Source organism: Gottfriedia sp. NPDC057991 (genome assembly GCF_042886615.1).
In the GTDB taxonomy this organism is placed as follows: domain Bacteria; phylum Bacillota; class Bacilli; order Bacillales; family Bacillaceae_G; genus Gottfriedia.
The window spans coordinates 636,584-648,955 of sequence record NZ_JBHVQN010000002.1 but is presented as its reverse complement, the minus strand read 5'-3'; the positions used below and the strand labels follow the sequence as shown (position 1 = coordinate 648,955).

Genomic DNA, 12,372 nt, shown 5'->3' with positions numbered 1-12,372 from the left:
TTCTCTTTGCGACTTTCGAGAGGTATTGGCGAACGACAGCCACCAAACAAGTTCTATTCACGCAACAAGCACCATACTTGAATTCGTTCTAGTTCAAGTGTCCGATATGATTTTATCTTATACTTCATGTCGGATACTAGTATAGTAAAATAATATGACGTTTTTTTAATACTATATTGCATCCGAAGTCGATTCATCTCATAATTTAAATCACGAGTGTTCTTGACTTAATAATAGAATAATAAAAAATAGAATAGCAAATGAATGCCATTCTATCTTGGTCATCATATGCTATGTAAATTATAGCATATAATATGGTTAGTTTAGAAGAAACTTACATTTTTTTCCCAACAATTTCAACTTCTGTTTCAAGTTGCACATTAAATTTTTCTAATATAGTTTCCTTAATATATGCGATTAAGTCTAGTACATCTTTTGAAGTGGCATTTCCAGCATTTACAATAAAGTTACCATGCATTTCAGAAACCTTCGCACCACCAATTTGATATCCTTTTAAATCGGCACGTTCAATTAAATTACCAGCATACTGTGGTAATGGATTACGGAAAATACTTCCAGCACATGGATAATTCCAAGGTTGTGTTTCTCTTCGATAATCTTTGTTTTTTTGCATTAATGCAGTTGAAGCTTCTTTTGTTCCCTCTTGAAGCTGAAGTTCTGCTTCTAATACAAATCCTTTACGTTTATGTTGTAAAACTGAAGTTCGATAAGAAAAATCTAATTCTTCATTTGATAACCATTCCATTGTTCCATCAGGAAATAGAATGTGTGCTCTAGAAGTAATATTTGAAAAATCTGATTGATGGGCACCTGCATTCATATATACACCCCCACCAACACTACCAGGAATCCCACTAGCAAACTCTAGACCAGATAATCCTTTTCTACTTAATTGAGTAGCTAATCGAATAACTGAATAACCTGCACCTACAACTACTTTTGTACCTTCTACTTCAATGTGGTCTAAGCAATCACTAATTTTAATTAAGACACCTTCAATACCTTGATCCGATACAAGTAAATTTGACCCTCTTCCGATTACCGTCACATTTACGTTATGTTCATTTGCAAGGTTAATAATCTCTTTAATTTCATTCACAGTTTTAGGAATAACCAAATACTCAGCTGGTCCTCCAATTTTCATTGTCGTATGGTTTGCTAAAGGCTCATTTATTAGAAGACTCGAGTCATTTAATATTTCCTTTAATTTTGATTCAAACATTCGATCTATATCCCCCTTTAGCTTATAGTATCTTCTATTACATTTTTATTTTATTTCAAACTTGTTCGTGCAAGTTCATTTACTTATTTTCTCTAATACATTTACTAGTTTTTTTGCAGCATCTGGTACACCCATTTTTAATGATGCATTTTTCATCTCTTCAAGTTTAATAGGATTTAGTAATACTTTTTCAATTTCAGTTACTAAATATTCACTATTGAAGTTTTTTTCCAATATAACAATTGCCGCACCATTTTTCTCAAGTGATCTAGCATTAACTTCTTGATGATTATTCGTTACATATGGGCTTGGTATTAAAATACTAGGTTTACCTAATGCAGTTAATTCTGCTAATGTAGTTGCCCCGGCTCTTGATACAACTAAATCCACTTCTCTTAATACTTCAGGCATATTATGTAAAAATGGCTTAACCACTACATTTTCTGGGTTACCGACTTTATTTATTTCCTCAATGACAGAATCGTAATGTACTTCGCCTGTTACATAAATCATTTGGTAATCTTTTTCACCTAATTGATTGACACTTTTTAAAAAGGCTTGATGAATCGGTCTTGCTCCCCTCGAACCACCAACAATTAGTACTGTGCGTTTACCTGATTTTAATCCTAATGATTCTAATACGGCTGGATTTGATTCTCCAAGTACTTCAGAAGCCCTCGGGTTTCCAGTAAACACTACTTTCTCTTTATTAAAATATTCAGCGACTTCTTCAAAACAAATTGCAACTTTTGTTACATAACGATTTAAGAACTTATTTGTTAGTCCAGGTATACTATTTTGTTCGTGTATAACTGTCGGAATCCCTAATTTTGCTGCTGCGTAAACAACAGGACCACAAACATATCCACCAGTTCCAACAACTACATCTGGCTTAAATTCACGAATTATTTTCTTACTATCTGATACACCCTTTAAGAATCGATAGACTGTTTTAAAATTCTCTAATGATATGCTTCTCTTGAACCCTGTAATAACAATAGATTTAAAAGGTATGTTTGCTTTAGATACAATCCCTTTTTCTAATCCATTTTCTGTACCAACATATAAACATTCTACATTGGAATCTTGTTTTTTTAACTCTTTAATTAGCGCAAGTGCTGGATAAATATGACCACCAGTACCCCCACCACTAACTAAAATTTTCATAAAGATCCTCCTAAATTACAATACATAAATAACTTTAAGCAGTTTAAGTAGTTATTATACCAATTTTATCACTATCATTCTAATTGTTTTTTCTATAAAAATAAAGAAAACTCACCAAGTGGCGAGTTTTTAGGTAAGCCCACGTCGCGTTTTCTTCTCTTAATATATAAAAAAGACCGACTCATTTTTGAAAAATCCAAGTACATCGTGTACTTGTTTCAATTTGAGTCGGTCTTTTTATGTACGCGCATGTCTACTAATATTTAATAATACACCTACGGCTAATAGCATTAATGTTAAAGATGAACCACCATAGCTTAAAAATGGTAATGTAATCCCTGTAACAGGCATTAAGCCAATTACAACGCCTATATTAATCATTACCTGTATTGCTATCATTGAGACAATTCCTACTGCTAAAAAAGTACCGAATAAATCAGGAGCACTTAAGGCAATTCGGATCCCTCTCCAAAGTAATAAAGAGAATAATAAAATGACAAAAGTTCCGCCAATAAATCCTAGTTCTTCTGAAAGAATAGCAAAAATGAAATCAGTTTGTGGTTCAGGCAAATACATAAACTTTTGTCTACTTTGTCCCAATCCTAAACCAAATAATCCACCTGGACCAATTGCATAGAGTGATTGAATAATTTGGAATCCAGTTCCTAATGGATCAGACCATGGATCTAGAAATGATGTAATCCTTTTAATTCGGTATGGAGCAGAAGCTATTAGGCCAACAAATCCTGCAACCCCAACAATACCCAACCCCATAAAATGAGATATTCTTGCCCCAGCTACGAATATGATGATTACACAAGTACCTACCATTACTGTACCTGTTCCTAAATCAGGTTGAAGCATAATTAAACCAAATGCCAAAAATACAAGACCTAATGTTGGTACAAGTCCCTTTTTAAAAGACGTAATATTTTTCTGATTATCTGCTAAGTATTTTGATAAAAATACCATCATTCCAAGTTTCATAAACTCAGAGGGCTGGATCGAGAATGCACCGATTCCAATCCAACTTCGTGCACCACCTCGTACTAGACCAACTCCTGGTACAAGTACAAGTACCAACAAGATAAAACAAGCGATTAATATTTTTTTTGCATGTGTTCTGAAAAACCAGTAGTCAATATTTGAAACTACAAACATTCCAACTACTCCAACCCCAGCAAATAATAATTGCCGTTTAGCAAAAAAGAACGAATCATGAAACTTATAAGATGCCCATATTGCACTAGCACTGTAAACCATAATCATACCTACTGTTAATAATGATAGCGTAACGAGAACAAGAATCATGTCAGGACTATTTTTCTTTGTTGGCACTTAAATACACCTCAACTTTTGAATTAAACAAGCCTTACATTAACTTATGCACTGCTTGTATAAATTTATTACCACGTTCTTCAAAAGTCTTAAATTGATCCCAGCTTGCACAAGCAGGTGACAATAAAATAATATCTCCAACTTCTGAATGAGCGAATGCTTCATTTACAGCATCTTCAACATTATCTACCGATTTTACTGCTTTCATTCCTGCTTTTTCTGCTGATTCAATTAATTTTTCTGCTGTTTGACCATAAGTGACCATTTTTTTTACATTTTTAAAATAAGGAATTAAATCGTCAAATCCATTTCCTCGATCTAATCCACCAGCTATTAAAATGACTGGTTTTTGAAAAGAAGAAATTGCTTTTTGTGTTGCTAAAATATTAGTAGCTTTTGAATCGTTATAAAACTTTCTCTTATTTATTTCAGTAACAAACTGAAGTCGGTGCTCTACACCAGTGAAAGTTGTTAATACCTTTTCAATCGCATCGTTTTCAACATCAAGAAGTTTAGAAATCGCTACTGCTGCTAATATATTTTCTAAGTTATGTTTACCTGGTAAGACAATTTTTTCAACTTCAATTACTTTTTTCTCTTTAAAATAAACAAAGCCGTTTTGAACATATGCACCATCTTGCACAATTTTAGTTGTAGAGAATGGAATAATTTTCGCTCTAATTTGACTAGCCATTGCCATTACATTCTCATCATCAAAATTAACGACAGCAAAATCATTTTCTGTTTGATTTTTAAATATATTGGCTTTTGCCCTAATATACTCATCTTTTGTACCATGATAGTCTAAATGAGCTTCAAAAATATTTGTGATTAATGAAATTTTCGGACGGAAACTTTCGATTCCCATCAATTGAAATGAAGAAAGTTCAGTTACAATAATATTATCTTCATTTGCATTTTCAGCAACTTCACATGCGACAGTACCAATATTTCCTGCAACAAGTGGTTTTTTATTGCCTTCTTGTAACATATTTAATGCTAAAGTCGTAGTTGTCGTTTTCCCATTTGAACCAGTAATTCCGATAAATGGTGCTTCGCTTATTAAATATGCAAGCTCTATTTCCGTATAGATTGGAATATTACGCGTTTCAGCTTCTAATAAAATTGGATTCGTATATGGAATTCCTGGATTTTTAACGATACAAAATGGTTGATCATCTAATAATGATTGTGGATGCTCACCACAAACTACGTTAAAACCTTCACTTTTTAGCTTTTGTGCAATTTCGTTTTGTTCAAAAGGAGTTCGATCATTAACAGTTACAGTAGCACCTAATTTTTTTAATAATTTACTTGCTGCGTAACCGCTCTTTGCCATTCCTAAAACTAATACATTTTTATTTTGAAAGTTCGATACGTTATTCAATTACATCCACACCTCAATATAGATTCCTAATAATGCAAAAAGTAATCCTACAAACCAAAATGTTACAACTACACGCCATTCTGACCATCCAGATAATTCATAATGATGGTGCAAAGGACTCATTTTAAATACCCTTTTACCTGTTGCTTTAAATGATGCAACTTGAATCATTACTGATAGTGTTTCAATTACAAATATACCACCTATAATAACAAGTAAAATTTCTAAGTGTGTAACGATTGCAACTGCAGCCAACGCCCCACCTAATGCTAATGAGCCCGTATCTCCCATAAAGACTTTTGCAGGGTGTGCATTAAATACTAAGAAACCTAATACAGCTCCTACTACTGCGATTGAAAATATTGCAACATCAAGCTGGTGTTGGTTATAAGCAAGAACTGCATATGCACCAAATGCGATTGCTGCTGTACCTGATACAAGTCCATCTAATCCATCTGTTAAGTTAACAGCGTTTGAAGTACCAACTAGCATAAAGATAATTAATAATACATAGATGAAGCCTAAATCAAATGAATAATTTGTTCCTGGTATAGAAATAGATGTAGAGATTCCCATAGCACGGATTGCAAAAAAGACAATGATTGATACAATAACTTGGCAAATGAATTTTTGTTTAGATGTTAGTCCTAGGTTTCTTTTTTTAACAACCTTAATATAGTCATCTAAAAATCCAATTACTCCAAAACAAATTGTGACAAATAATAATACATATGTACGTGTTGATAAAACATCAAAATACATAGAAATTAAAAGTGCAGATAAACTTAAAGCAATTAATATGATAATCCCACCCATTGTTGGGGTTCCTGATTTCTTTTTATGAGATTGTGGACCTTCGTCTCGAATACTCTGTCCAAATTTAAGTTTTCTTAAGTACGGTATAAAAATAGGCGATAAAATGACTGCAATGATAAATGCTGAAATCATAGCAACTAAAATTGACGGTTCTAGCATTATACGCCCTCCTTTCTAAGTTCTCTTCTTTGTTGTTTACTTAATAGTTTAATTCTTTTAATAAGAATTATGAAATCAATTTTTCACATTACAAAGAAGAGGATACTATCCTCTTCTTTGCAAAATTACTTCTTTAGCTTCTTCAACATCATCAAAATGTGAAACATTCGTTCCTACAATCTGATATGTCTCATGACCTTTACCTGCAATAACAATAATATCATGTTTTTTTGCATTTTGAATCGCAAATGTTATAGCTTTTTTACGATCTTCTATTACCGTAATATTATTATGCTCTAATCCGCGTTTCATGTCTTCTAAAATTAAAGTTGGGTCTTCTGTTCTTGGGTTATCAGATGTAAAGATCGCTTTTGTTGAAAGATCCGCTGCAATCTTACCCATCAGTGGTCGTTTTGTTCGATCACGATCTCCACCACAACCAACAACAGTAAGTATATCATTTTTTGCAAATTGCTTAACAGTATTTAATACATTTTCTAAACTATCTGGTGTATGGGCATAGTCTACAATAACTGTAAAATCTTGACCAGCATTAACAGCTTGGAAACGTCCTGGTACTCCTTCAATTGTTGCAACTGCGTCTAGAATTGTCTCCATTTCGATATTTAATGCGATTCCTGCACCAATTGCAGCTAACACATTATATACGTTAAATGTTCCAATTAGATTCATTTCTACAACATATTGTTTATTTAAAAAATGTAATGTGAATCTAGTACCAGCATTCGTTAATTCAATCTCATCAGCAAACAAGTCAGCTTCTTTACTTAAACCATAAGATATTAGATTAGCTTGCGTAAACTTCATATATTCATCAGAAGCAGGATCATCATTATTTAGGATTGCAAATTTAGGTTTTTGAGTTGAGAAGCTATTACCTAATTGAGAGAATAATAAACCTTTAGCTTTTTTATATTCTTCCATCGTTCCATGATAATCTAAGTGATCTTGTGATAGATTTGTAAAAACAGCAATATCATATTCACAGCCATGAACTCGCCCTAAATGTAATGCATGTGAAGAAACTTCCATTACTGCAGTATCCACATTTGCATCAACCATTTTTGCAAACATTGATTGTAAAGTTAAACTATCAGGAGTTGTATTTTTTGTTTCAAAAATCTCTTCTCCAATTTTCATTCCAATTGTGCCAATGACACCTGTTTTTTTCTTATTGTGTTTAACAATCTCTTCAATAATATATGAAGTTGTGGTCTTACCATTTGTACCAGTAATACCAACTAGATTTAGTTTATGAGTTGGGTTTTCATAAAAGGCATTACCAATAACAGCCATCGAACGATTTGTGTCTTTCACATAAGCTACTGGAACATTCGATTCAATTGGTTTTTGTGCAAGTATCGCTACTGCGCCTTTTTCAATCGCTTGATTTACGTACTTGTGGCCATCAACTGTATATCCTTCAATACAGATGAATAAATAGCCTGGTTTTACATTTCTCGAATCCATTTCAACTCCAGTGATTTCCGGATTTTCAGATGGAAAATTCACTAAAGGCTTTAATCTTGATAGTAAAGTATGAAGTTTCATAGTAATTCCTTTCGTATTCACTAAATCATTTTTTATCTTTTGTTTTAGATTTAGTTTCTTCTTTGGTTCCTAAATAAATTCTAATTTTAGAACCTTCTTTTAGTTTAACACCTGCTTTTGGTGCTTGGTCAACGACAATATTTCCACTGCCACTATATTCAATAGTAAAAGTATCTAGCAAAGGTTGCAAATCTTTTTTCTCCAAACCAATTAAATTTGGCACTTCATATGTTGGTGTATCACCGTATACGAATTTTTTTGGGATTTGATTTTTTCTAGGTGGTACGCCTAAAACTTGCATACTATCACGAATAATATTCCCTACTATTGGAGCAGCTACAACTCCCCCAAATTGAACAGTGCCTTTTGGATTATCAACTGCAATATAAACCACTATTTGAGGATTGTCAGCTGGTGCAAAGCCTACAAATGAAACGATAAAGCTACTATCGTCGTATCGTCCATCTTTTACTTTTTGCGCTGTTCCAGTTTTACCACCAACACGATACCCTTCCACAAATGCACCTTTACCAGTACCTTGTGCAACAACACTTTCTAGAGCTAATCGTACCTTTTTAGATGTATCTGGAGAGATCACTCGTCTTTTGGATATTGGTGTTTTACGACTTACTACTTCGTTTGTAACCGGATCTACAAACTCTTTAGCGATATATGGTTGGTAAAGAATTCCCCCATTAATAGCAGCTGATACGGCTGCAACTTGCTGAATTGGTGTAACTGATACACCTTGACCAAAAGCAGTTGTTGCTGCTTCAACTGGACCGACTCGATCCATACTAAATAAAATCCCTGAGCCTTCACCTTGTAAATCAATTCCTGTTTTTTTACCGAAACCAAAATTACGAATATATTTAAATAAACGATCTTCTCCTAAGCGATTACCTAATTCTACAAATCCTGGGTTACATGAATTTTGAACTACCTCTAAGAATGTCTGAGAGCCATGTCCACCTCTTTTATGACAACGCAAACGAGCTCCAGCTACTTCAGCAGCCCCATCATCATAAAAATGGTCTTTATTCAAATCTACTAACCCTTCATTTAATGCAGCTGCGAGTGTAATAATCTTAAAGGTTGAACCAGGCTCATAATTTGACCAAACAGGTAAATTTCGATTATATACTTCTGGAGAAACATTTTTAAAATTAGTAGGATCGAAGCTTGGACGACTACTCATTGCAAGTATTTCTCCCGTATTCGGATTCATCGCAATTCCAATCATTGAATCAGGATTATATTGAGCTGTTGCATTATTCATTTCTCGTTCAAGAATTGTTTGTATACGCGAATCTACAGTTAATTTTAAGTTTAAACCATTAATCGGCGGAATATAGTCGTCTGCAATATTGGGCATTCTTTGTCCCTTAGCGTCAGAATAAAATTGTACACTACCTTTTTCACCACTTAATTGCTTGTCATAATATAGTTCTAATCCATTTAAACCCTGATTATCGATTCCTGCAAATCCTAAAACATGAGAAAGATAGTCACCAAACGGATAATATCTTTTAGAATCCTCTGCTATGTAAACCCCAGCTATGTTAAGATCTCGGATTTGTTTAGCTTTCTCATTTGTAATTTTTATACCTTCTGTGCGAATGTGTTCCATACTAGATCTTTTCGTTAAAATCTTATAAAGTTTCACCTCGGAGATTTTTAAAATTGGGGCAAGTTTCTCAGTCGCTGCTTTAGGATCTTTAATTTGCCTAGGAACGACTAATACTGATGGAGCACTTTTATTAGTAGCAAGGGCAACACCATTACGATCTAAAATTTCACCACGCTTTGGTTCAAATGGAATGTCTCTACTCCACGAGTTTTTCGCTCGCTCAGTTAAAAGATCACCCATCGCAAATTGTACATAACCAAGCCTCGTTGCAATAATAGAAAAAATTAATAAACCACCAATGAATACAAAAAATAATCGTTTTCGAACTGTTACATTAGATACTCGCATCGAAACGAACACTCCTCTACATTATGTTCGTTTCAATATATGCTTGTACCAATTACAATAGACCTTCTAGCTGTTTATTGTCCTAGAATGGCCTATTATAATTTTTATTTAATTGATTCTTACTTCAACCTTTTTACTCTTGTGCATCTTCATTTACACCAGTATCTTCTTTAGTTGATCCATTCGGTTTCGTTAATTCAATGGTTAAATAATCATTATCCCGTAGCTCTGAATCCTCTTTAATACTCTGACTCGTTACGTAACCAGATCCTTTTGATGAGATTTTTAGCTTAAATAATTTACCTAAACGATTAACATCCGATTTTGACCAGCCAATGATTGACGGCATCGTATTTGTTCCATTTGTCTTAAGATAGATTTTAGTACCTCTAACAACTTCAGTTTTGGACTTAATTGATTGTCCAGTAACTTCTAACTCATTACCTAATAATACTGGTTTCAATCCCTCAGATATAGCTAAAGATTTTGCTTCATCTAAAGTTAGACCTTTCAGATTCGGAATTTCTATACTTTCTTTATCGATTAATTTATCTACCTTTGCATTTTCAACAGGCTCAACCTTCATATACTCTAATGCGCCTTTCGTCACTGTTCTAAATATTTCAGAAACACCATCTGAACCGATCTCAGTCGCTTCAAGTTTTGGACGAAGCATCGCTACATATACGACCAATTTTGGATTATCTGCTGGTGCCATACCGATAAATGAAAATAGATTTTGACCACGTCCTTTAAGATATTTCCCGTGATCGTCAACAACTTGAGCTGTACCAGTTTTACCAGCTACTGAGTATCCTTCAATCGCATAATGATGCCCTGTACCGTGTGGCGCAGTAATAACTGTTTCTAATAACGCTCTCTCTCTTTTTGCTGTTTCTTCTGTAATTGGATTACCAACAACTTGAGATTTATAGTCTTTAATAACTTTATTCGTATCATGCTCGACAATTTTATCAACAAGATAAGGCCTCATCATTTTTCCATTGTTAGCAATAGCACTTGCAGCTTGGATAATTTGAACTCCTGTTACTGTAGATCCTTGTCCAAAAGCAGTTGTAGTTTTTTCAAGTGGATAATTAAATACTAATTTACCACTTGATTCACCTGGAAGATTAATATTAGTTTTTTGTGTAAATCCAAAGTTTTTATAATATTGTAAAAAGCGATCTGCACCTATTTTTTCATTAAGTAGAATCGAAATACCTACGTTTGAAGACCTTTGGATCCCTTCGTCAAAAGTAATTGAACCCCATCCATTTCGATTTACGTCATGGACAGTGCCTCCACCCGGTACTTTATATCGACCTGATTGGAAATATTCATTTCCATTATAGACTCCTTCATTCATTGCAGCCCCTAAAGTGAATATTTTCATCGTAGAACCTGCTTCAAATGCATATGAAATCGGGTCATTCGTATAGTTTGTAATGTCATGAAGATTCGGATTGAAGCTAGGACGATTACTCATCGCGAGAATTTTACCTGTTTTTGGATCAGAAACGATTGCCATAATTTTTTCTGGCTCATATTTTTTTTCAACGCTAGTCATTGCATCTTCTAGTAAACTTTGAATCTTTGTATCTATTGTTAAATACACATCATCCCCGTTGTGCGGAGAAATAACCTTTTCATTTACATATGGTAATATATTGCCTTTTCGATCACGTAAAAAGCTTCTTTTACCATCCTTTTCAGTTAACTCAGTATTCAATGATTTTTCTAATCCCATTTCTCCAATTAATTCGCCGTTATCATTTATATTTGTGTAACCTAAAGTATGAGATGCAAAAACACTATTTGGATAATAACGTTGCTGTGAAGGAGTAAAAACAATACCAGGTAGCTTTAATTTCTCAATTTGTTCTTTTTTGCTTTGAGAAATATTTCTTCCACCTGGTCCTAATTCAACTTGATATTTTGGTTTACCTAATTTCGCTAAAAGATCCGATTCATCGATACCTAAAATTGGTGCTAATTCACTTGCGGTTTTTTCTTTATCTACGACATGTCTTTTCACTTTAGAGTTTTTTGATGCACTTGGATCTAGAACAGCCGACACAGTGTAAGCTGTCACCTCTTCGGCTAGTGGAACCCCATTTGAGTCATATATTGTTCCTCTTTTAGCAGGAATTTTTTGAGATGTATTGTAATTCTCATCCGCATAAACTTTTAAATTTTTACCTTCTACTGTGTTTGATAATTGAATATAAGAAAGTCTAGCAACAAGGGAGATAAAAAGGACTAAAGTAGCAATAAAAAACCAACGAATACCATAATTTGTGTATTTATTTTTTTTCTTACTCATATCACAATCTCCTACTTGCTAGTGTCGGTAAACTTTACGTTATTACTATCAATATTTAAACCTAACTCTTTTGCTTTTTGCCATATTCGCTCATATGTGCTTAATTCATCAATCTTCATTTTAAGCTCAGAGTTACGCTGTTTTCCATTCGTTATTTCATTTTTCACATTTTGAATTTTTAAGTTTGTATCATATATTTCCGCTTGGGTTTTAATGATTTTTGTCCCCATAAAGAAGCATGCAAAAAGAAATACTAAGTAAAGTATTTTTTCAAAAGGTGTAATTTTTGATACTTTCTTTTGTTTTTTCTTGTTAGAAGGTCTCTGTTGTAAATCAGTAACTTGTTTTTGTTGTAGCTTTCTAGCCAAATTACTCATTATTTTCCC

The 12,372-nt window shown here is 33.5% G+C and carries 9 protein-coding genes; all 9 read right to left on the bottom strand.

Translation table 11 applies throughout. The features are described 5' to 3' along the window. Positions 1-334: 334 nt before the first annotated feature. Positions 335-1,243 (bottom strand): UDP-N-acetylmuramate dehydrogenase, encoded by a 909-nt coding sequence (gene murB / locus ACFVR2_RS10595; RefSeq protein WP_387361445.1) that lies wholly within the window; start codon positions 1,241-1,243, stop codon positions 335-337. Between the two features lie 75 nt (positions 1,244-1,318). Next, positions 1,319-2,410, bottom strand: a complete 1,092-nt coding sequence (gene murG, locus ACFVR2_RS10590) for an undecaprenyldiphospho-muramoylpentapeptide beta-N-acetylglucosaminyltransferase (RefSeq protein WP_387361443.1) — start codon at positions 2,408-2,410, stop codon at positions 1,319-1,321. Positions 2,411-2,647: 237 nt separating this feature from the next. After that, complete coding sequence (spoVE, locus tag ACFVR2_RS10585; RefSeq protein WP_387361762.1) at positions 2,648-3,721, bottom strand: stage V sporulation protein E; 1,074 nt, start codon at positions 3,719-3,721, stop codon at positions 2,648-2,650. Positions 3,722-3,782: 61 nt separating this feature from the next. Then, the gene (murD, locus tag ACFVR2_RS10580; RefSeq protein ID WP_387361441.1) at positions 3,783-5,135 is read right to left on the bottom strand and encodes a UDP-N-acetylmuramoyl-L-alanine--D-glutamate ligase; all 1,353 of its coding nucleotides are present in this window, start codon (positions 5,133-5,135) and stop codon (positions 3,783-3,785) included. After that, positions 5,136-6,110 (bottom strand): phospho-N-acetylmuramoyl-pentapeptide-transferase, encoded by a 975-nt coding sequence (gene mraY, locus ACFVR2_RS10575; protein ID WP_387361439.1) that lies wholly within the window; start codon positions 6,108-6,110, stop codon positions 5,136-5,138. A 105-nt stretch (positions 6,111-6,215) separates the two neighbouring features. Next, positions 6,216-7,682 (bottom strand): UDP-N-acetylmuramoyl-L-alanyl-D-glutamate--2,6-diaminopimelate ligase, encoded by a 1,467-nt coding sequence (locus tag ACFVR2_RS10570; protein WP_387361437.1) that lies wholly within the window; start codon positions 7,680-7,682, stop codon positions 6,216-6,218. Positions 7,683-7,707: 25 nt separating this feature from the next. Next, on the bottom strand, positions 7,708-9,660 hold the full coding sequence (locus tag ACFVR2_RS10565; RefSeq protein WP_387361435.1) for a stage V sporulation protein D: 1,953 nt from the start codon (positions 9,658-9,660) through the stop codon (positions 7,708-7,710). A gap of 133 nt (positions 9,661-9,793) precedes the next feature. Further along, positions 9,794-11,986: a penicillin-binding transpeptidase domain-containing protein gene (locus ACFVR2_RS10560; RefSeq protein WP_387361433.1), complete on the bottom strand. Its 2,193-nt coding sequence runs from the start codon at positions 11,984-11,986 to the stop codon at positions 9,794-9,796. Positions 11,987-11,997: 11 nt separating this feature from the next. Continuing rightward, on the bottom strand, positions 11,998-12,363 hold the full coding sequence (gene ftsL / locus ACFVR2_RS10555; protein WP_387361431.1) for a cell division protein FtsL: 366 nt from the start codon (positions 12,361-12,363) through the stop codon (positions 11,998-12,000). Positions 12,364-12,372: the final 9 nt, after the last annotated feature.